The 20,383-nt window shown below is 53.4% G+C and carries 19 protein-coding genes and 1 tRNA gene; 10 read left to right on the top strand and 10 right to left on the bottom strand.

The genetic code is table 11. The features are described 5' to 3' along the window. Positions 1–131 precede the first annotated feature (131 nt). Positions 132–221: transfer RNA gene (locus ACILP3_RS01640), tRNA-Ser, on the bottom strand. A gap of 192 nt (positions 222–413) precedes the next feature. Between ACILP3_RS01640 and ACILP3_RS01645 the strand changes: the two genes are divergently transcribed. From ACILP3_RS01645 to mazG, 7 genes are all read left to right on the top strand, one after another. Beyond that, the gene (locus ACILP3_RS01645; protein WP_395614979.1) at positions 414–1,454 is read left to right on the top strand and encodes a lytic transglycosylase domain-containing protein; all 1,041 of its coding nucleotides are present in this window, start codon (positions 414–416) and stop codon (positions 1,452–1,454) included. 151 nt (positions 1,455–1,605) lie between these two features. Next, complete coding sequence (gene tmk, locus ACILP3_RS01650; protein WP_395614933.1) at positions 1,606–2,253, top strand: dTMP kinase; 648 nt, start codon at positions 1,606–1,608, stop codon at positions 2,251–2,253. After that, a complete protein-coding gene (locus ACILP3_RS01655) occupies positions 2,250–3,215 on the top strand; it encodes a DNA polymerase III subunit delta' (protein ID WP_395614934.1) in 966 nt (321 codons plus the stop codon). The genes tmk and ACILP3_RS01655 overlap by 4 nt, the downstream gene beginning before the upstream one ends. Positions 3,216–3,233: 18 nt before the next feature. After that, entirely contained in the window at positions 3,234–4,802 is a 1,569-nt protein-coding gene (metG, locus tag ACILP3_RS01660) for a methionine--tRNA ligase (RefSeq protein ID WP_395614935.1), read from the top strand. Next, positions 4,802–5,578 carry a TatD family hydrolase gene (locus tag ACILP3_RS01665; protein ID WP_395614936.1) on the top strand — a complete coding sequence of 259 codons (777 nt, stop codon included), beginning with the start codon at positions 4,802–4,804 and terminating at the stop codon, positions 5,576–5,578. Before metG ends, ACILP3_RS01665 begins: the two co-directional genes overlap by 1 nt. Next, positions 5,575–6,171: a TIGR02281 family clan AA aspartic protease gene (locus ACILP3_RS01670; protein ID WP_395614937.1), complete on the top strand. Its 597-nt coding sequence runs from the start codon at positions 5,575–5,577 to the stop codon at positions 6,169–6,171. The genes ACILP3_RS01665 and ACILP3_RS01670 overlap by 4 nt, the downstream gene beginning before the upstream one ends. Before the next feature lie 92 nt (positions 6,172–6,263). Next, positions 6,264–7,028, top strand: coding sequence for a nucleoside triphosphate pyrophosphohydrolase (gene mazG, locus ACILP3_RS01675; RefSeq protein WP_395614938.1), 765 nt, complete (start codon positions 6,264–6,266; stop codon positions 7,026–7,028). A gap of 9 nt (positions 7,029–7,037) precedes the next feature. On the opposite strand, the gene hflX is transcribed toward mazG, so the two are convergent. From hflX to dusB, 7 genes are all read right to left on the bottom strand, one after another. Beyond that, positions 7,038–8,375 (bottom strand): GTPase HflX, encoded by a 1,338-nt coding sequence (gene hflX, locus ACILP3_RS01680; protein ID WP_395614939.1) that lies wholly within the window; start codon positions 8,373–8,375, stop codon positions 7,038–7,040. Next, complete coding sequence (gene hfq, locus ACILP3_RS01685; protein ID WP_395614940.1) at positions 8,372–8,869, bottom strand: RNA chaperone Hfq; 498 nt, start codon at positions 8,867–8,869, stop codon at positions 8,372–8,374. The genes hflX and hfq overlap by 4 nt, the downstream gene beginning before the upstream one ends. 115 nt (positions 8,870–8,984) lie before the next feature. Next, a complete protein-coding gene (locus ACILP3_RS01690) occupies positions 8,985–10,385 on the bottom strand; it encodes a sigma-54-dependent transcriptional regulator (protein WP_395614941.1) in 1,401 nt (466 codons plus the stop codon). 2 nt (positions 10,386–10,387) lie between these two features. Next, the gene (locus tag ACILP3_RS01695) at positions 10,388–12,652 is read right to left on the bottom strand and encodes an ATP-binding protein (protein WP_395614942.1); all 2,265 of its coding nucleotides are present in this window, start codon (positions 12,650–12,652) and stop codon (positions 10,388–10,390) included. 82 nt (positions 12,653–12,734) lie between these two features. Beyond that, positions 12,735–14,156: a sigma 54-interacting transcriptional regulator gene (locus ACILP3_RS01700; RefSeq protein ID WP_395614943.1), complete on the bottom strand. Its 1,422-nt coding sequence runs from the start codon at positions 14,154–14,156 to the stop codon at positions 12,735–12,737. Then, positions 14,153–15,244: a nitrogen regulation protein NR(II) gene (locus ACILP3_RS01705; protein WP_395614944.1), complete on the bottom strand. Its 1,092-nt coding sequence runs from the start codon at positions 15,242–15,244 to the stop codon at positions 14,153–14,155. Before ACILP3_RS01705 ends, ACILP3_RS01700 begins: the two co-directional genes overlap by 4 nt. Positions 15,245–15,247: 3 nt before the next feature. Beyond that, entirely contained in the window at positions 15,248–16,243 is a 996-nt protein-coding gene (gene dusB, locus ACILP3_RS01710) for a tRNA dihydrouridine synthase DusB (protein ID WP_395614945.1), read from the bottom strand. A gap of 82 nt (positions 16,244–16,325) precedes the next feature. Here dusB and ACILP3_RS01715 point away from each other — a divergent pair, with 82 nt between their 5' ends. Continuing rightward, a complete protein-coding gene (locus ACILP3_RS01715) occupies positions 16,326–17,468 on the top strand; it encodes a bifunctional 2-C-methyl-D-erythritol 4-phosphate cytidylyltransferase/2-C-methyl-D-erythritol 2,4-cyclodiphosphate synthase (RefSeq protein ID WP_395614946.1) in 1,143 nt (380 codons plus the stop codon). Positions 17,469–17,470: 2 nt separating this feature from the next. Then, positions 17,471–17,983, top strand: coding sequence for a CinA family protein (locus tag ACILP3_RS01720; protein WP_395614947.1), 513 nt, complete (start codon positions 17,471–17,473; stop codon positions 17,981–17,983). Here the strand turns inward: ACILP3_RS01720 and ACILP3_RS01725 are convergent. Beyond that, positions 17,947–18,405, bottom strand: a complete 459-nt coding sequence (locus tag ACILP3_RS01725) for a type II toxin-antitoxin system RatA family toxin (protein ID WP_395614948.1) — start codon at positions 18,403–18,405, stop codon at positions 17,947–17,949. The genes ACILP3_RS01720 and ACILP3_RS01725 overlap by 37 nt on opposite strands. Before the next feature lie 15 nt (positions 18,406–18,420). Continuing rightward, a complete protein-coding gene (gene lipA, locus ACILP3_RS01730; RefSeq protein ID WP_395614949.1) occupies positions 18,421–19,347 on the bottom strand; it encodes a lipoyl synthase in 927 nt (308 codons plus the stop codon). 81 nt (positions 19,348–19,428) lie between these two features. Here lipA and ACILP3_RS01735 point away from each other — a divergent pair, with 81 nt between their 5' ends. Next, positions 19,429–20,382: a sodium-dependent bicarbonate transport family permease gene (locus ACILP3_RS01735; RefSeq protein ID WP_395614950.1), complete on the top strand. Its 954-nt coding sequence runs from the start codon at positions 19,429–19,431 to the stop codon at positions 20,380–20,382. The last annotated feature ends 1 nt before the right edge of the window (position 20,383 follow it).

The following is a 20,383-nucleotide window of genomic DNA, read 5'->3' on the forward strand; positions in this document are numbered from 1 at the left end:
CCGGACTAATACGTCCCTTGGACACGAATGGCCGCAAGGCGCGTTTTGTCGGTCAGCGCCAAATGCTTCCATATTGCCTGGCGGCATCTAACACGTCTCGAAAGAGCGCGTTGTTTATTTGGAAGATATAGTGGCGGACAGGGTGGGATTCGAACCCACGGTGAGCTTCCACCCACGACGGTTTTCAAGACCGTTGCCTTAAACCACTCGGCCACCTGTCCACTTACGATGCGTCCCCTAGCCAGTGCAGTTTGCTATGGCAAGCATAGATGCCGTGCGCTTTCACCATTGTGCACGATGAAATGTTAGCCTGCTGGGACCAAAGCCATTCACAGCCCTGATGGGTTGTGGCATTATGAACCAATTCAACAAAAGGGGATCCAGTGGGCTTTTACCGTAAAATTGTGATGACGATGTTGATTTGCGCCAGTGCTTCTGTGCTTGGCACCAAATGTCTAGCACAGGATGTTGGCACAGACTCTGTTCAGGGCACAGAAGCGCAGGAGGTCGGATTCCGGTCTTATCTGGCACAAGTGCGGCAACGCGCGCTGCAGGAAGGTGTGACGCAAGCGACACTCGACCGCGTGCTGCCGTCGATTAGGTATAATGACCGCGTGGTTCGGCTTGACCGGCAACAACCTGAAGGAGCTTCTAGCGCACCAGTGCCCAATTTTGCCCCTTATAAGGCCCGCCATGTCGATGCATCGCGGATTAGCCGAGGCCGCGCCAAATATGCAGAGCTTCGCCCTTTGCTTAAGCGCATTGAGGATGAGACGGGCGTACCTGAAGAGATTATGATCGCCATTTACGGACATGAGACCAATTATGGATCCTTCATGGGTAATTTCAACGCACCTGAAGCCTTAGCCTCTTTGGCGTATGAAGGACGTCGCCGCGCATTGTTTGAGGGCGAGTTGATCGCGGCACTCAAAATGATAGACAAAGGCGTGCCGCAATATGCGATCACCGGAAGCTGGGCCGGGGCATTGGGTAAGCCACAATTTCTGCCATCTGTATATTTGCGCCTCGCGCGGGATGGCGACGGTGACGGCTATGCTGATATTTGGCGCAGCGAAGTCGATGCGATGACCTCTATCGCCAATTATTTCGTCAATGCGGGTTGGCGGCGTGGTGAGGATTGGGGATTTGCAGTTAATGTGCCTGCGTCATTTAATCGGGGCATTATGCGGTCGCGGATGACGTCGCCGAGATGCCCTCGCGTCTTTGCGCGACACAGCCAATGGCGCACAATCGCCGAATGGCGGCAATTGGGCATTTTGCCGCAGCGAGGATTTTGGCCCAATGACAATATGATGGCGACGTTGATTGAGCCTGATGGGGTGGGCAATACTGCTTATCTTCTCGGCGGCAATTACCGCGTGATCTTGGACTATAATTGTTCGAATTTCTATGCGTTGTCGGTCGGGCTGTTGGCCGACGAGTTGCGTAACTAGCTTTTTGTGTTGACCTCGCTGACTGCTATACCCAGCGGCTAAAATCGCCTATCGGAGTTTGAAGTCGCGCAGCCATCCCAACTGCGATAGGCAATGACGGAACTAAATAATATATGCTTGATTGCGCAGAACATTCAGAAATTCGGTCATCATGGGTGCGCCTGTGACCATACGCGGCCGTTTTATATCGATTGAAGGCGGTGAGGGGGTTGGCAAGTCAACCCAGATTGCCGCGCTTGCCGCGATCATCGCACAATATGGCTTTGAAGTTGTTTTAACCCGCGAACCGGGTGGAACCGACGGCGCGGAAACCATCCGGCAGTTGGTGCTTGGCGGAAGCGCGGAGCGGTGGAGGCCGCGCGCCGAGGCATTGTTGTTCGCCGCCGCACGCAGCGACCATGTCGAGCGGCTCATCGAGCCGGCGTTGGCCAGCGGAAAATGGGTCATTTCTGACCGCTTTATCGATAGCAGTCGTGCATATCAGGGTGCGGGCTCCGGCCTGTCCGATGCCGACATCATGACGCTGCACCAGATTGGCAGCCATGGCATGTTGCCAGATCGGACCTTAGTGCTCCGGCTCGATACTAAAGAGGCCGCAAGCCGCGCGGCTGCACGTGACCAGAACCAGCCTGATCGCATTCAGGGCCGCACAGAGATTTTCCATTCGGACGTCGATGTGGCCTTTGTGAGTTTTGCCGAGCGTGAACCGCGCGTGCGGCTTGTCGATGCGTCGGGTTCGGCCGACGCGGTAACCGCGCGGCTGCTGACCGAAATTAGCGATCTGTTGGAGCCTGCATGAACGATTATGTCGGACATGATAAAGCGTGGCGGCAGTTCGCGACCGCTTGCGATAGTAATAAGGTCCACCATGGCTGGATATTATCTGGGCCACGGGGCATCGGCAAATCTGCCTTTGCATTGCGGGCAGCAGCCATGCTGGTCGACCCGGAGAACGCTTATGCCAGCATGATTGCGCGTGGGTCGCATCCCGATATCCTATCTGTCAAACGGCTGCCAAAAGAGGCGTTGAAGGAGGATGAGGATATTGATGATGTCACCGAGTTCAAGCGCAGCATCACCGTCGATCAAATCCGTGGGCTTCAGCAATCGCTGACCACTCGGCCCGGTTTAAGCAACCGGCGCGCGATTATCATTGATGCCGCTGACGACCTAGAGCGAGGCGGGGCCAACGCATTGCTCAAGTCGCTGGAAGAACCGCCCGTTGGCACTTTTTTCTTTCTCATCAGCCATGCCAGTGACCGGTTGCTACCGACCATTCGGTCGCGCTGCCAGATCCTTCGGTTTGAGGCATTGAGTGATGCCGACATGGCCGACATATTACAACGCGCGGCGCCAGAGGTGGGTGCGGACGAACTGCAAGCCCTTATCCGTTTGGGCAATGGTACACCGGGGCAAGCGCTGGATTTTCTGGGTCTTGATCTCAAGGAAATTGAGGATGCCATGACGTCCATCTTGCGTACGGGTGACCGCGACAATGCACTGCGCAGTGGCTTGGCGGAAAAATTGGCGTTAAAGGCTGCGCAACCGCGTTACGAGGCTTTCTTGCGCCGTACGCCGTCGTTGATAGCGGAGTATACGCGAAAGCTGGATGCTACGCAGGCGCGCAATGGTATCGCCGCTTGGGAGGCCGCAAGCGGGCTTGCCGCGCGCGCCATTGCGTTAAGTTTAGATAAGCAAAGCGTTGTCTTCCAAATGGGAAGCTTGCTGGCGTCAATTCAAGCGCATACAGCGCGCCCATAAGCAATATTAAGAGTATCCATGTCCCAACCTTTCTACATTACCACCGCAATCGCATATCCCAATGGGAAGCCGCATATCGGCCATGCCTATGAGGCGATCGCCACTGATGCGATTGCACGTTTTCAGCGGCTGAATGGCCGCGAAGTGTGTTTCGTTACCGGCACCGATGAGCATGGCCTAAAAATGGACCAGACGGCACGGGGGTTGGGCAGGGACACGCGCGATCTTGCGGACGAAATGTCCTCTTATTTCAAACAAATGTGCGCAACGCTTGATATTTCTGCTGATCATTTCTGCCGGACAACTGCGGATAATCATCACAAAGCGAGCCAGGCAATTTGGAAACGGCTTGAAGCGAGCGGCGATCTGTATCTGGACCGATATGAGGGTTGGTACTCTGTCCGCGACGAAGCTTATTATGACGAAGCCGAGCTCACCGAAGGGGAAGGGGGGCAAAAACTCTCGCCCCAAGGCACGCCCGTTGAATGGACAGTTGAGGAAAGCTGGTTTTTCCGGCTTTCCAAATATGAAAAGCCTTTGTTGGAATATTACGCCGCAAATCCGGAATTCATCCGCCCCGACAGCCGCAAAAATGAAACCGTCAAATTTGTCGAAGGCGGGTTGAAGGACTTGTCCGTCTCGCGCACCAGCTTTGACTGGGGCGTCAAGGTTCCGGGCAGCGAGAACCATGTCATGTATGTCTGGCTCGATGCGCTGACGACTTATATCTCCGCCATTGGTTTTCCCGATGACACTGAAGAATGGCGCAAATTCTGGCCAGCAAGCGTACATATCATCGGTAAGGATATTGTCCGATTCCACACGGTATATTGGCCAGCATTCCTGATGTCGGCAGGCTTGCCCTTGCCAAAAATGGTGTTCGGCCACGGCTTTTTGCTGTCACGCGGCGAGAAAATGTCAAAATCCTTAGGCAATGTAGTAGACCCGATGGAATTGGCTGAGTTGTTTGGCGTCGATGCCTTGCGCTATTTCCTATTGCGCGAAGTTAGCTTTGGGCAGGATGGCAGCTATAGCCCTGAGGCCATTGTCACGCGCGTAAATGCCGATTTGGCGAATAGCTTTGGCAATCTGGCGCAGCGGACCTTGTCGCTGATTTTCAAAAACTGCGAAGGATATCTTCCGACGATTCACGGCCATCATCCCGATGATCAAGCCTTGCTGGAATTGGTCGGTAATGCCGTTTCGACCGAAATTCCTTCCCATTTTGAAGACCTCGCAATGTCGCAGGCTTTGGAATCTTGGATGCAAGCCGTGTTTGCATGTAACGCCTATGTCGACGTGCAGGCACCATGGGCGCTGAAGAAAACCGATCCCGAGCGGATGGAGACTGTTTTGGCGACATTGTTCATCTGCATCGCACAGCTGGCCATAGCCGTGCAGCCATTCATTCCTGGGTCAGTTACTAAGCTGCTCGATCAGATGGGTGTGCCCGATGATGTGCGTAATTATGCGCGTGCTGGGTCGCATTGGTATTCGGGCCTGGCCGAAGGTGGTTTCCAAATTACCCAACCTGTAGGACTGTTCCCACGGCTGGAATTGCCGGTGGAGGAGGGGGCCGCCGCCTGATGTTCATCGATTCCCATTGCCACCTCAATTATAAGGGCTTGGTCGAACAACAGGCCGAGATACTTGCGCGCGCGCGCGAAAATGGGGTGTCGGCGATGCTCAATATTTCTACGCGAGAGCGCGAATGGGATGATGTCATTGGCCTTGCCCAGGAAGAAACTGATGTGTGGGCGTCTGTTGGTATTCATCCGCATGAGGCCGACCAACATATCGGCATGGACTGTGCTAAACTCGTGGCAAAGGCAGCACATCCGCGCGTTGTTGCCATTGGCGAGACCGGTCTCGATTATTATTACGACAAAAGCGACCGGGCACAGCAAGGTGCGGGCTTTCGCGAGCATATCAAGGCGTCGCGGCAAACGGGCCTACCTATCATTATTCATACCCGTGATGCGGAAGCAGATACGGCGGCGATACTGACCGAAGAAATGCGGGAAGGCACTTTCACTGGCGTTATTCATTGCTTCACGGCCAGCGCCGATTTTGCGCGCATCGCCTTGGATTTGGGCCTGTATATCTCGCTGTCGGGTATTGTGACTTTTAAAAATGCCCAAGACATTCAGGATGTGGCCAAATGGTTACCCACGGATCGCTTATTGGTGGAAACCGATGCACCATTTCTTGCGCCAATTCCGCATCGTGGCAGGACTGGTGAGCCGGCCTTTGTCGCAGATACTGCGCGCTTTGTAGCGCAATTGCGCGATGTTCCGGCTGAAACGCTGGCGCAGCAAACTTCAGACAATTTCTATGAATTGTTTACGAAAGCCAGTCGATGAACATCATGGAAGATGGTCCATCGCTGATTTGGGGCGTTGTTTGTATATTGCTGCTTGTCAGTTCGCTTGCGGCGCGGCGCTTACCCTTGGGCTATGTTGCCAAGGCTGGCCTCGCTTGGATCGCCATTTTTGCGGCCTTGTTCGCCATTTTCAGCTTCCGCTTTGAATTTATCGGCATTTGGGAACGCGTGAAAGCGGACATTTCTGGCACCGCCGGACAAAGCATTAGCGGCGAAGCAATACAGTTACGTCGACAAGACGATGGGCATTATTGGCTCTTAGTCGATATAAATGGCAAACCCGTCCGCTTCATGGTCGACAGCGGCGCAACGATGACAGCGATCAATGCAAATACGGCGAGAGAAGTTGGCGTTGAAGCCAACGGCTATCCAATCATTCTCAACACCGCAAACGGCCGAGTAGCCGCCAAGCGGGCAAATGTGGATTTATTGTCTATCGGGTCGCACATGATTGAAAACCATCCGGTGGTCGTGTCGGATCGGTTTGGCGACGTCAACTTATTGGGCATGAACTTCCTCAACAACATGCAAAGTTGGCGCGTAGAGGGGAATATGATGGTGCTTCAACCGTGAGTATAAACTTGGCTATGGATGCTCATACAAAACCGTTGTGATCCATTATTTAACATAATATATATTATCGAACTAATTGATATGGCAGGCTGATGCACTCAGATATTACCCCTCTTACCGATATCATGGCCCGCCTGCGTGATCGTGACACGGGCTGTCCATGGGATATTGAACAAAACTTCGCGTCAATTGCCCCTTACACCATTGAAGAAGCCTATGAGGTTGCAGACGCAATCGAGCGAAATGATCTGGATGCGCTAAAAGACGAACTGGGTGACCTGCTGCTTCAAGTTGCATTTCACAGCCAGATGGCAAGCGAACTAGGCGTTTTCGATATGCAGGACGTCGTGAATGGCATTTGCGACAAAATGGTGCGCCGCCATCCGCATGTGTTCGCAGGTATCACAGCTAACAGCCATGAAGTTCCTGACAATTGGGAAACCATAAAGGCCGCTGAACGCAGCGGCGATGAAGATAATAGCGCCTTGGCGGGAGTGGCCCTCGCCCTTCCCGCTTTATTGCGTGCCCAAAAAATTCAAAAGCGCGCGGCGCGCACCGGCTTTGATTGGCCGGACCAGTCCGGCGCACGAGAAAAGATAATTGAGGAATTAGAAGAAGTTAAAGAAGCAACTTTAATCGCGCATGTAACAGAAGAAATAGGCGATTTGTTATTTGCCGTCGTTAATTTCGCACGTTTTCATAAGGTAGACGCAGAATTTGCGTTGAAGCAAGCCAGCGCCAAGTTTGAGCGGCGTTTTCGCGACATGGAAATGTCTGCGGGCGACGCTTTTGCGGGGTTATCACTCGATGAAAAAGAAGCGCTTTGGCAGCAAGCCAAATCAAAAGAGAAAACTTAAGGCACAGCCTTAACTATCTGCTTGTTCCAGCTGTTTTTCAAATTTCTTTTCAAACTGGCCCCATAATTGGCGGCTCAATGACACATCGACGGAGACAATGTCACCGACGACATGCTGCCCGCTCACGACGCCGCGCCCATGCAACCACGCTAACGCCGCGCCATTATCAGTGCGCAATTTGACCGTACGCAAATCACTCCCCTTGGCGATGAGCGCAGTGAGATGGGCCTTGAGTGCATCAATGCCCTCACCTGTAACTGCAGATATCATCAAGAGATTGTCGTCACGCGCAGCCATGCCCGATAACTCCGCCCGCCGATCATCATCCAAAAGATCCAGCTTGTTCCAAATTTCGACCATGCGCGGTTGATTGCCGGTCTGTTCATCGTCGAGCACGCCCAGATCCCGCAAAATCTGTAAAACATCCTCTCGCTGCGCATCGGTCTCGGGATGCGAAATGTCGCGTACATGAACGATAATGTCAGCCGATATCACTTCTTCCAATGTCGCGCGAAACGCGGCGATCAATTGCGTTGGCAGATCGGAGACAAAACCAACCGTGTCGGACAATATCGCCTTCTCTACCCCGGGTAGCGTGATTTGCCGCATCGTTGGGTCTAACGTCGCGAACAACATATCTTCGGCAAGGACAGTCGCACGCGTCAACCGATTGAACAGGGTCGATTTACCCGCATTGGTATAGCCCACCAAAGCGATGACCGGCCAAGGTGCGCGTTTGCGCCGGGCACGATGCAAAGAACGGGTCCTTTTCACCTCTTCCAATTCGCGTCGCAACCGCGCCATGCGGTCCCGGATCATACGACGGTCCGCCTCGATCTGCGTTTCACCAGGGCCGCCCAAAAAGCCGAAACCACCGCGCTGCCGCTCCAAGTGAGTCCAGCTACGGACCAATCGCCCTGCTTGGTAATCCAGATGTGCTAACTCGACCTGCAATCGCCCTTCGGCCGTGGCGGCACGTTCGCCAAAAATTTCAAGGATAAGCCCCGTCCGGTCAATCGTTTTTAGCCCGGTGCGTTCTTCAAGATTCCGTTGCTGAATAGCGGTCAGCGAAGCATCGACGATCAGAAGATCAGCCTCCAGATCGCGGCCCATCTCGGCTATTTCTTCGACTTGGCCACCGCCGAGCAGCGTCACCGCACGCGGTGAACGCACCCGATAATGCTTTTTGCGGACAACATTCAGGCCAATGGCAAGCGCAAGCCCCTCCGCTTCGGCAAGGCGCGCCTCCGGCCCCACAGAGGCCCGTCCAGGCAGCTCTGGATATATGACCAAAGCGCGCGCACCACGCGCGAACTCGTCCGTTTCGCTGCGTTCAAAGCCGCTCAAATATCGCTCTCGTCGACGCCCTGATTATAATCCGCAAGGTTCACAGGATGCGCTGGCTGGATAGTAGATATGGCATGCTTGTATACAAGCTGCGTGGTGCCATCCCGCTCCAACATGACTGAAAAAAGATCATAAGCGACAATGGCGCCTTGAAGCATCACGCCGTTCACAAGAAACGTCGTAACCGACTCATTCTTGTCGCACATGGCGTGGAGAAAAACATCCTGCAGCATCCCGGGCCGGTGCGTGGCGCGCGACATCATCTCATCGAATAATGAGCGGTCCGGCGAAGTCGACGGCATAATCGTTGATATGGAATGCTTATAAACAAGCTGGGAAATGCCATCGCGGCGCAACAGCACTGAGAAGTTGTCAAACCACGTTACAACACCTTGAAGCTTTACGCCCTTGACTAAAAACATAGTCACTGGTGTCTTCGATTTTCTGAGGGAGTTCAGAAAAAGGTCTTGAAGTCCGTTATTTTTTTCAGTCATTGTGATTATCCGTTTATATTTATCGTTACGCCAAATATTGCAGATTGCAGATCAAGCATCCACAACACTCAGCGGCATGAATCTTACACGAATGATGCCAAGTTCGCAATTGCGGTCAAGATTCTGCGTCGTCACTAAAATCCAATGCATTTTTGCGGACAGAAATGCCCAAAAGCTTTAGCTTCCGATGCAGCGCAGACCGCTCCATACCGACAAAGGCGGCTGTTTTTGAAATATTGCCGGAAAAACGTTTGATCTGCACCCGCAAATATTCGCGTTCAAATGCTTCACGCGCCTCGCGCAATGGCGCCCCCATAAGGGACGTGACATTATGCTCTGCGCCTTCATAACTATTGATGATTTCTGATGGCAGCATATCAGCTTCGATTGTCGCAACGCCTTCTGCAGGCGCCAATATGATGGTGCGTTCGATGATGTTACGCAATTGCCGGACGTTGCCGGGCCATTCACAGGCCTGAAGCGCCGCCATCGCATCACCCGAAAAGTTAGGTGGCGAAATACGGTGTTCGGATGCAAAGCGCGCGGCATAATGGTTGACCAGGTCTGGAATATCTTCGCGTCGTCCCGACAAGGGCGGAATTCCAACCGGAACAACGTTTAACCTGTAAAACAAATCTTCGCGGAACCGGCCTTCGGAAATTTCAACAGCCAGATCGCGCGCAGTCGCCGACACAAAGCGGACGTCGACACGTATTTGCCGGTCGCCGCCCACCCGAACAAAGCTCTGGTCGGTTAACACGCGCAGGATCTTACCTTGTGTGGTTCGCGGCATGTCCGCAACTTCGTCTAGGAACAATGTCCCGCCATGCGCTTTTTCCAACATGCCCGCCTGCACAAGCCGGCCATCCTGTTCGATGCCAAACAACTCTTCGTCAAATCGTTCAGGCGACAATCGGGCGGCGCTCACGGACACAAAGGCTGACCCTGCCCTTGGGCTCCAGCTGTGCAGCAATCGGGCAGCGACCTCCTTGCCAACCCCTGCAGGCCCTGTGATGAGCATTCGGCTTCCTGTACCAGCGACCTTCTTAAGCGTTGCGCGCACGGCGTTGATCGATACCGACGAACCGGTCAGTTCCTCCGAATGCCCTACCCGCGCCTTAAGGTCTGCATTTTCTGCGCGCAGCCGTTCGGTTTCGGTTGCCTTTGAAACGAGGTGCAACAACTTACTGGCTTCAAAAGGCTTTTCGATAAAATCCGCCGCGCCTTGCCCGATGGCCGCAACAGCCGTGTCGATATTCCCATGACCAGAAAAAACAATGACCGGAATTTGCGGATCGCGGATTTTGATCGCGCGCAACAACTCAATACCGTCCATCGATGAACCACGCAGCCAGACATCAAGCAATATCAACGACGGTAAACGTTCATCCAGCGCAGCTAAAGCCTCATCCGCAGAAGCCGCCGTCCTTGTGCCATAGCCTTCGTCATCAAGCACTCCAGATACCAAATCCCGAATGTCTTGCTCATCGTCTACAATCAATATGTCGAGTGCCATAATTAGCCGATAACCTCATCTGCATTGGAAAGCGGTGCGGAAGAATTAACCTTCCCCACCTTGGACGCCACGAATTGCGGGTTGAATTTCAATGTCACGACCGCGCCAATGGGATCATTGTCTGACAATGAAATTTCTCCGAAATGTTCCTCAATTATCTTTTTCACAATCGCAAGTCCCAGACCCGAGCCGCTGGCGCGATTAGTGATATAGGGTTCCATAATGCGTTGGCGGTCTGGCGGCAGGCCAATGCCATTATCCGCGATGCGGATTACCAACGCTTCTGCATCCATGCATAGATCAATCGAAATCACACCGTCAACTGGACCTGATTTTCTTCTTTCTTCAATGGATTCCACAGCATTTTTAAGGATATTTGTAATAGCTTGCCCCAGTTGCCGTCGGTCAGAAATCAGACTGGGGACTGCGCCGCTTTGATGATAGCTAAATATGATGTCCGGGTGCGCCACTTCGAACAAAAATATCGCATGGCCAACTATATCATGCACATTTTCGGCACGGAACAATGGCTTTGGCATACGGGCAAAGGATGAGAATTCATCGACAATGTTGCGCAAATCCCCAACCTGACGGACAATTGTGCTGGTCAATTGTTCAAATATCGCCTGATCCTCTAGGATATTCTTGCCAAACCGGCGTTGCAGGCGCTCTGCTGCCAACTGTATCGGGGTCAGCGGATTTTTGATTTCATGGGCAATACGGCGCGCGACGTCTGACCATGCAGCGCTGCGTTGGTCAGCCAATTGCTGGCTAATATCTTCAAAAGTAACCACACTGCCCTGCTCCCGTGGGGAGACGGTTACTGCCACCGTGAGTGGCTCAGGTCCGTCGCCCAATTGCACCACGCCGCGCGGACTTTCGCTGGCTAATGCCGCCAGTGCAGGCGCTACGCTTGCAAAATTCTGACCAACAATCGTTTCAAATCGGTTTTTCAGCAGCTTTTCCGCCGTAGAGTTAGCAAGCTGGACCACGCCATTGCCGTCAACAGACACCACGCCAGCAGACACAGATTCCAAAACTGCCTCGATAAACAGACGTCGTTCGCCAAGTTGATGATTGGTCGCCAGCAACACGCCTGTCTGTTGCTGCAAGCGTTCTGTCATCCGGTTGAAGGATTGGGCGAGAAAAGCAACCTCGTCGTTGCGATATTGGTCAATGGTGACGCGCGCGGACAAATCTCCTTCCGCAATCAACTGAGCCGCATTCACCAGATTATTGACCGGGCGCACAAGGCGGTCCGCAACCCGCAAGGCGACCCACAAAGTGATGCCGATAATCATCAACGATACAAAATACAGCGCTAGATTAAACTGGATTTGCAGCGTGCGTGACCGACTGACCATGTCGTCATAATCTTGAAGCACCGTTTGCGCTTTTTCACCTAATGCAAAGGATGGTACTGACAAGGTCCGGCTGGCGTATAAATAGCTGCGCGGTGTATCGAATAATATAGTTACCGCTTCAATTCGGTCGGCGCGGTTAACAATAACCGTCCCCTCACCCGCGTTCAGCTTCTTCAAAATATCCGCAGCGATCCAGTCCTGCTTGCGATCATCATTTTCAGTGGCGACCGCTTCTGTTCGTTGAACGCCATCGCCACCCACAGAAACAATTGCAGATTCGCTTAACCGCCTGCGGAAAACCTGTTCCAGATAATAGCTCAAAAAAGCGGGATCATCGGCGTTGGTTTGGCTTAATGCATTTCGAAAATCACCCGCCATGGTAACCGTTTCGTCGCCAACATCCTTGGCATTGACTTCATAATAGCCCTTTGCCAATTCCCCCGCATTTTCCAACATTCCGCGCGCTGAACCCGAGAACCAAAATTGAATACCGCTTTGAAACAGCAATGACGCGAAGATCACCAAAAGCACCGTAGGTACCGCAGTGATCGCCGAAAAAATCGCGACCAAACGGACATGCAATAGTTGTTTGCTGCCGATGCTGCTCAACTCAGCGCGCTTGAGCGCAACCCGGCGGCCGAACAACACAACAAGCAAAGTAGCTGGTAACAGGTTGCCGACGAGCATTGTCGCCGATGCCACAGGCGCCAGTGGTTCCGATTGCGGCCCTTGCCCTATCAAAAGCATAGCAGTGATAGCGCCCACGACGATTAACATCACGGCGCTGGCAATTTCCAAAAACTTTATGGACTGACTTTTGCCGAGTAGGTCGGCAACCCATTCAAAAAGACGACGGACAGCGGAAGGTGCAGCGCGTTCTTCCTCAAGGTCCATTGTTGCCATAAAGACATAGTGGCATTCCTTGCGTTGCCTGAAAAGCACAAAATAGTGGTTTTAAGGCAACGCATCGCGTTAATTCATCTATCTACCGTCCGCCTGAAGGCCCAATGCCATAGTCAGTCAATTTTTTGCGCAGGGTATTCCGGTTTATACCCAGTAATGCGGCCGCCTTTAACTGATTGCCCTTCACTTGCTTCATCACATGCTGCAACAATGGGATTTCGAACTGCGCAAGTGCGCGTGGATATAATTTTTCACGCATGGCGCCGCGCTGCCGCTGATCCCTCAAAAATTGCGCCACCGCTGCTTCAAAACTTGCCCCTTGGATGGGCGGTTCGGCATCCTGCGCCGGTTCAACAAATTGCATGATCGTCGCGTCCGTGATGGTGTCTTCACGACACAATAAGGCGAGACGGTAGACCAGGTTTTTCAGTTCGCGAATATTGCCGCGCCACGGCATCACCATCAAATGGCTGATGGCATTATCGTCGATTTTTCGCATCGGCAGGCCATCTTTCGCCGCCATGATCAAGAAATGCTGCACGAGCAGGCCAATGTCTTCCGTTCGGTCGCGCAATGGTGGCATTTCGATCGGGACGACGTTCAGGCGATAAAATAAGTCCTCACGAAAACCGCCTTTTTCGATCAATGCTGGCAAATTCTGGTTGGTCGCTGCGACGATGCGCACGTCTAAGCGAATGCTCGCTTTGCCGCCGATCCGGCTAATGACACCGCTCTGTAATGCGCGCAGCAGTCGCGTCTGCGCATGCATGGGCATATCGCCAATTTCGTCGAGGAATAAAGTTCCGCCTTGCGCCTGCTCAAACCGGCCAATCGACTGGCCAACGGCCCCTGTAAAAGCGCCTTTTTCATGGCCGAATAGCTCGGCTTCAATGAGCTCGCTTGGAATCGCGGCCATGTTGACGGCAACGAACGGCCCGGTCTTGCGATGGCCAAGATTGTGGATGGCTTCCGCCACCAATTCCTTGCCCGTTCCGCTTTCGCCCGAGATTAATACCGACAAATCATTACGCAAAAGCCGTGCGACCATGCGGTAAACATCCTGCATCGCAGCACTTCGTCCAATCATCGGAAGATTAGCTTCGGTGAGTGAATCGAACGGGTCTTGCGCCGTTGAGCGCCGTTTTTCGATGCCCTGCTTTACCGCCAGAACGAGGTCATTCAGATCAAAGGGTTTTGGAAAATACTCAAACGCATTAATCTCGCTAGCGCGCACGGCGGTTTCCAGCGTGTTTTGCGCGGACATGATGATGACCGGCATGTCGGGCGATTTTTCCATCGCATCTTTCAACGTGGCGAGACCGTCACTATCCTTCAACATGACGTCCGTCAGCATCAAATCAAAATGTCCACTGGCCAACGCGGTGTCGCGGGTCGCCACGGAATCGCATAATGATGTTTCGATATTCTCCGCTTGAAGCGCAGCGCTCACCACAAGACCGATGGACGCGTCGTCTTCAACAATGAGTACCCTTGGCGGTGTCATGGGTTCGTTTTCCCTAATGCAACCGGCAGCAAAAGCCGGAACGTCGTTTGCCCCTGCGCAGCGTCCCGTTCAAACAGCACGCGGCTATTCATTTGCTGCACCAGTTTGCGCACAATTGCGAGGCCAAGCCCCTGCCCGTCGCGTTTCGTTGTAACAAAAGGCGAAAACAGTTCGTCCGCAATATGTTCGGGCACGCCGGGGCCATTGTCGGAAATAGCAATCTCAACGGGCCATTTAATCGACCGCCGATCAACGTCCGCGTCCCTTAGAGCGCCGCTCATGATATAGCGGGTCGAGATGCCTATCACCCCGTCCAAACGCCCTTGCAGTGCATCTGTCGCGTTCTGCAGCAGATTGATGAGTATTTGAACCATACCGTCGGCATCGATCAGTACATCGGGCAAGGACGGATCATAATTAATGGAAATTTCGGGCATAGATCGGTTCGCGGCACGCAGCGAACGAATCGCCCGCTCGATCAGCAAGTGGATATTGGCGGGCGCAAGTTCCGCCGGTTCAGAACGCCCAAGCTTTTGCATTTGATCTAACAAACGCGCAATCCGGTCGACCTCATTGACGATCAATTCCGTCAGGGTGCGGTTTTTTTCGTCGACGATCCGGGCCAATAGTTGCGCGGCACCTTTAATACCCGCCAATGGGTTTTTAATCTCATGCCCCAATATCGCAGGCGCGCCCATTGCTTGCTGCTGCCCAATATCGCGCTGATCGCCAATATGCTCACGGCCGCCATTACGGGGCGATATGATGGCAATTCTCCATTCCGGATACTTTGACACCGAAGACAGGTTTATATCGACTGTAATCACCCCGTGAGGCGTTTTAAGCTCCATATCTTGGGCAGATAAGTCGCTATCAGCGGACAATAATGCGGCATTCATCCGCTCACTTTCGAACACCAAAGTTTCGTCAATACGCTGTCCCTCGAGCCGGCGTCGGCTGCGTCCGAAGAACGCCTCGCTGGCGTCATTGGCGTAAGAGATGATATGTTCAGGCGAAATCAACAGCACCGGTACCGCGATACTTGCCAGCATCTGGCTATAATCCGGACGATGCATGTCCTGCGACATGAATCAGGCCGCCGATTTGGTCAGAAATGGCTCATAAAAGCGGGTTAATTCGTCGATTACGACCATTGGATCGTCAATACGGTTCATAAAGTTTCTAAACTCGGCTGAACCGTTGAGTCCCTTGGTATACCAACCAATATGCTTACGCGCGATGCGCACCCCGACTTCGTTGCCATAATGATCAAGCATAGCCCGATAATGCTTCATTATCAGATGAAATTGGGTGTCTATATTCGGATCGTCAATGGTCTGTCCGGTACGAAACCAGTGCATCATTTGACCAAGCAGCCAGGGCTTACCATAGGCCCCACGGCCAACCATAACACCATCTGCGCCACTTTGCGCCAAAGCAGTTTGTGCATCATCAATCGTACAAATGTCGCCATTTACAATGACGGGCAATGATACTGCATCCTTCACCTTACGCACAAATGCCCAGTCAGCAGAGCCTTTGTACATTTGGTTGCGCGTGCGGCCATGCACGGTGATCATTTTTGCACCTAAATCTTCGGCAATATGCGCAAGTTCAGGCGCATTCAGGCTTCCATGGTCCCAACCCATGCGCATTTTGACGGTCACAGGCACTGATACCGCCTTCACCGTTGCCGCAATCAAGCTGGCGGCCAAGGGCAGATCGCGCATCAGCGCAGAGCCAGCATCGCCGTTGACTACTTTTTTAACCGGACACCCCATGTTGATATCGATGATAGCCGCACCGCGTTCTTCATTCAGCTTGGCCGCTTCGCCCATTTCATATGGGGTGCAACCAGCAAGCTGCATCGACACCGGTTCTTCAATGGCGTCCCATTCGCATTTTTGGATGCTTTGTCGCGTCTCACGGATCATCGCTTGGCTGGCGATCATTTCGGTGACGTTTAGGCCGGAGCCAAACTCGCGCACAATTTTGCGGAATGGCATATCGGTGACGCCAGTCATCGGTGCCAAGATGACGGGACAATCGATTTTGATGTTACCGATATGAATGGGATTAAGTTGCATCTTCAAACACTGCCTAAAATTTAGGCAGGCCGTTACCCGCTTTCAGCTTGGCGGGCAAGTCTGCTGTCGCTAGAGCGCGCACATGACCTCTCGTCCAACCACCGTTGCACTTATCGTCGCCGCAGGCTCAGGTAGCCGCGTAGGCGGCGCGCAGCCAAAGCAGTTTCGCCTTATACGCGGCAAACCCATGCTATGGCACAGCTATGCAGCTTTGGCGGCGCACCCACATATTGACCAAGTCTATGTGGCGATTGGCGCTGGACAAGAAGCCGAAGCTAAGGCGGCGCTGGTTGGTCTAAAAGACCCAATTTTCGTTCAAGGCGGACCGACGCGGCGGGAGAGCGTCTATTTGGGGTTAAAGGCGATTGCCGCCACGCAATTGGTTGATCAGGTGTTGATCCACGACGCCGCGCGGCCTTTCCTTGCTGCTGCCGTCGTTGACGATTTGTTGGATGCGCTGTTGCGTGCCCCCGGCGCTGTCCCTGCCCTACCTGTCGTGGACAGCCTTTCACGCGGCACGGATATATTGTCGGAAACCGTCGAACGCGAAAATCTATGGCGTATTCAAACGCCGCAGGCTTTTGCCTTTCAGGACATTTACGCAGCCCACCAAAGCTGGACAGGTGCAGAACCCACTGACGATGCGCGCATGCTCATGGCTCAGGGCAGCGATGTGCGCATCGTCCCAGGCGCAGAAGCGCTCAATAAATTTACCTTCTCAAGCGATTTTGCAGGAAACAACATGCCCTCATTTCGAAGCGGAAATGGTTTTGACGTCCACCGTTTGGTGCCTAATGCCGAATTATGGCTATGCGGCGTGCAGATCCCGCATGACAGGGGCCTTGACGGCCATAGCGATGCGGATGTTGCGATGCATGCGCTGACCGACGCCATATTGGGGGCCATTGCCAAGGGAGATATTGGCGATCATTTCCCACCAAGCGACCCGCAGTGGCGCGGTGCATCTTCCGACCGATTCCTGTCCCACGCTATGAAACTGGCACGTGATGACGGCTTTGAACTTTCAAATGCCGATGTTACTATCATCTGCGAACAGCCAAAGGTCGGGCCCTTCCGCGGAAGAATGCGCGAACGGCTTGCAGATATAATGGCTGTTGATGTCGATAGGATATCGGTAAAGGCAACAACAACCGAAATGCTTGGTTTTACGGGCCGGGGTGAAGGCATCGCCGCGCAAGCCACAGCAACTTTTGAGAAAATATGAATATGGAAACTATCTTACCCGCCGAGATTGCCGAACTGGCCGCGCGTGTTGTTGCCGAGAACAAGGCTGCTGGACGCATGGTCGCCATCGCGGAAAGCTGCACTGGCGGCCTTGTCGCGGCTGCGATTACCGAAGTTCCGGGCAGCAGCGCCGTTCTTGGCTATGGCTTTGTTACCTATAGCAATGACGCGAAGATTAAGCTTCTGGGTGTGAATGAAGACATTATCGACGCATTTGGGGCGGTTTCCGTTGGCGTTGCATGGGCCATGGCGCAAGGTGCGCTGAAAAAAAGCGGCGCAGACATTGCCGTTGCAATTAGCGGCGTAGCTGGCCCAGACGGTGGCAGCGCCAGCAAGCCCGTTGGCACCGTTGTTTTTGCAGTGGCGGTCAAAGGTCAAAACCCGGAAGAGGTTGTCGGTGACCACAAATCCTTTGGCTCAGACAAAAGCCGCGCTGATATCCGCGCCTTTGCAACGCTTCATGCGTTGGAGTTGTTGCTTCCGCCCGTACCATAAAGCGCGTCGGCACGTTCAACAAATGCCGTTGTCATTTTGCGGAGCGCAGAATCAAAAAACTGACCGGCCAGCGCCTCAAACACGCGATTACGGAAAGAAAAATCGACGGTAAAGTCGACGATTGAGCCACCGCCTTCGACATCTTCGAACGTCCAAGCATTGTGTAAATGCTTCATCGGGCCATCTAGATAATCGACAATGATAGATGATTTCGGGATTTTCACGACGCGGCTGCTGAATGTTTCCCGCAGCGATTTAAACCCGACAATCATGTCCGCGAGCATTTCGCTTTCTTCATCTTTCCGGATGCGGACGGCACCCACCCAAGGCAGAAATTCAGGATAGCGGCTGACGTCCGCCACCAAATCATACATTTGCGCCGCATTATGCGGAAGGCTGCGGCGTTCGTGATGGTGCGGCATATGTGTGTTGAAACCTTAACGCGCCTTGGCCAATTGTGCCGCACGTGCATCGCGCATCTTGGCGAAATCATCACCCGCATGGTAGCTGGACCGGGTCAGCGGGCTTGCCGCAACCAGCAAGAAACCCTTGGCACGGGCAATGGCGGCATAAGCGTCAAATGCGCTTGGCGTCACAAAATCCATCACCTTTGCATGCTTTGGCGTTGGCTGCAGATATTGGCCCATGGTTAGGAAATCAATGTCGGCGCTGCGCATGTCGTCCATCACTTGATGCACCTCCATCCGTTCTTCGCCTAGCCCGAGCATTACCCCGGACTTGGTGAAAATCGACGGATCGTGACGCTTCACCGTTTCCAGCAAACGCAGCGACGCATAATAACGCGCACCAGGCCGGATGGTTGGGTATAGGCGCGGAACAGTCTCTAAATTGTGATTATACACATCAGGACGCGCAGTCACGATTGCCTCAATCGCCGCCTGCGCTTTGTTCCGAAAATCGGGTGTCAAGATTTCGATTGTGGTGTTGGGCGTATTGCGCCGCAATGCCTCTATGACCTTTACGAACTGGCTGGCACCACCGTCGGGCAGATCGTCGCGGTCAACCGATGTGATAACGATATGCTCAAGCCCCATCTTGGCCGCAGCAATTGCCACATGCTCAGGCTCAAGCGGGTCCACCGCCCGCGGCATGCCGGTTTTCACGTTACAAAATGCGCAAGCCCTCGTGCACACATCGCCCAAGATCATCACGGTCGCGTGCTTTTTGGTCCAACATTCACCAATATTGGGACAAGCAGCCTCCTCGCATACCGTGTTCAAATTGAGATCACGCATCAAGCGGCGCGTTTCGTTAAATCCGGCGCCTGTGGGTGCCTTTACCCTGATCCAGTCTGGCTTGCGTTCCCTAACCGGGCGTTCGGGTATGTTGATCGGTGCGTTCATGATGCTTGAATAGACGCGGCGCACCATCTTGCCAACTGCAACTTGCCTGCTATGGGTTGCAAAATCCGCAAAGGGGCAAAGATGATTGCTGATACCCTCACTTCACCGGTGATACTGTTTTTTGTACTCGGTTTTGTTGCTGCTGCTTTAAAGTCCGACCTTACTATTCCCGAGGCCTTTGCCAAGGCGATGTCCATCTATTTGATGGCAGCCATCGGTTTGAAAGGTGGGGTTGAGGTATCGAAGAGCGGAATTACCGCAGAAGTCATGGTTGCGGCTGCTGCTGGTCTCGTTTTGAGCTTCCTCTTGCCTTTGCTTGCTTTCGCGCTGTTGCGCGGCATCGGCAAATTGTCGAAAGTCGACGCGGGCGCAGTTGCCGCCCATTATGGATCGGTCAGCGTTGTAACCTTTGTGACCGCTATAGAGTTACTCACCGGCGAAGGCTTAAGCCCAGCGGGCTATATGGTTGCTGTTCTGGCTCTAATGGAGACACCGGCCATTATCACTGGCCTGATGCTCGCCCGTCGGGGTGACGCAAGTTCTGGCGAAAACAACGGAACACCATGGCATGAGGTTCTCACCAATGCTTCGGTGATATTGCTGGTTGGCAGCTTTGTCATCGGCGCCATTGCCGGAAGCGATGGGTTTGCAGCCGTAAAGCCGCTGTTCGATACCGGCTTTCGCGGCGTATTGTGCTTGTTCCTGCTCGATATGGGCCTGATTGCCGCACGCCGCTTGATACAATCGCGTAAAATGACGCTTCGTTTGGTGTTCCTCGCGATTTTGTTGCCCTTGGTAAATGGCACAATCGGTACCGTCGTTGGAACGGTCATTGGCCTCGACATCGCCTCTGCAGCCGCGCTCGGCATATTGGCGGCAAGCGCCTCCTACATCGCGGTTCCGGCGGCCATGCGACTGGCACTGCCCCAAGCTGACCCCGGCATTTATCTGAGCATGTCGCTAGGCGTCAGTTTTCCTTTCAACATCATCTTCGGCATCAGCATCTTCGCTGCACTTGCCCAAGCTTTAGGATAAC

Origin of the sequence: Sphingorhabdus sp. (genome assembly GCF_044239665.1) — a bacterium.
Classification (GTDB): Bacteria; Pseudomonadota; Alphaproteobacteria; order Sphingomonadales; family Sphingomonadaceae; genus Sphingorhabdus_B.

What these genes read in the sequence shown, in the direction of transcription:
- ACILP3_RS01645 (WP_395614979.1), top strand. Translation starts at nt 414, where the DNA reads ATGTTGATTTGCGCCAGTGCTTCTGTGCTTGGCACCAAATGTCTAGCA.
- tmk (WP_395614933.1), top strand. Translation starts at nt 1,606, where the DNA reads ATGGGTGCGCCTGTGACCATACGCGGCCGTTTTATATCGATTGAAGGC.
- ACILP3_RS01655 (WP_395614934.1), top strand. Translation starts at nt 2,250, where the DNA reads ATGAACGATTATGTCGGACATGATAAAGCGTGGCGGCAGTTCGCGACC.
- metG (WP_395614935.1), top strand. Translation starts at nt 3,234, where the DNA reads ATGTCCCAACCTTTCTACATTACCACCGCAATCGCATATCCCAATGGG.
- ACILP3_RS01665 (WP_395614936.1), top strand. Translation starts at nt 4,802, where the DNA reads ATGTTCATCGATTCCCATTGCCACCTCAATTATAAGGGCTTGGTCGAA.
- ACILP3_RS01670 (WP_395614937.1), top strand. Translation starts at nt 5,575, where the DNA reads ATGAACATCATGGAAGATGGTCCATCGCTGATTTGGGGCGTTGTTTGT.
- mazG (WP_395614938.1), top strand. Translation starts at nt 6,264, where the DNA reads ATGCACTCAGATATTACCCCTCTTACCGATATCATGGCCCGCCTGCGT.
- hfq (WP_395614940.1), bottom strand. Translation starts at nt 8,869, where the DNA reads ATGACTGAAAAAAATAACGGACTTCAAGACCTTTTTCTGAACTCCCTC.
- ACILP3_RS01690 (WP_395614941.1), bottom strand. Translation starts at nt 10,385, where the DNA reads ATGGCACTCGACATATTGATTGTAGACGATGAGCAAGACATTCGGGAT.
- ACILP3_RS01695 (WP_395614942.1), bottom strand. Translation starts at nt 12,652, where the DNA reads ATGGCAACAATGGACCTTGAGGAAGAACGCGCTGCACCTTCCGCTGTC.
- ACILP3_RS01700 (WP_395614943.1), bottom strand. Translation starts at nt 14,156, where the DNA reads ATGACACCGCCAAGGGTACTCATTGTTGAAGACGACGCGTCCATCGGT.
- ACILP3_RS01705 (WP_395614944.1), bottom strand. Translation starts at nt 15,244, where the DNA reads ATGTCGCAGGACATGCATCGTCCGGATTATAGCCAGATGCTGGCAAGT.
- dusB (WP_395614945.1), bottom strand. Translation starts at nt 16,243, where the DNA reads ATGCAACTTAATCCCATTCATATCGGTAACATCAAAATCGATTGTCCC.
- ACILP3_RS01715 (WP_395614946.1), top strand. Translation starts at nt 16,326, where the DNA reads ATGACCTCTCGTCCAACCACCGTTGCACTTATCGTCGCCGCAGGCTCA.
- ACILP3_RS01720 (WP_395614947.1), top strand. Translation starts at nt 17,471, where the DNA reads ATGGAAACTATCTTACCCGCCGAGATTGCCGAACTGGCCGCGCGTGTT.
- ACILP3_RS01725 (WP_395614948.1), bottom strand. Translation starts at nt 18,405, where the DNA reads ATGCCGCACCATCACGAACGCCGCAGCCTTCCGCATAATGCGGCGCAA.
- lipA (WP_395614949.1), bottom strand. Translation starts at nt 19,347, where the DNA reads ATGAACGCACCGATCAACATACCCGAACGCCCGGTTAGGGAACGCAAG.
- ACILP3_RS01735 (WP_395614950.1), top strand. Translation starts at nt 19,429, where the DNA reads ATGATTGCTGATACCCTCACTTCACCGGTGATACTGTTTTTTGTACTC.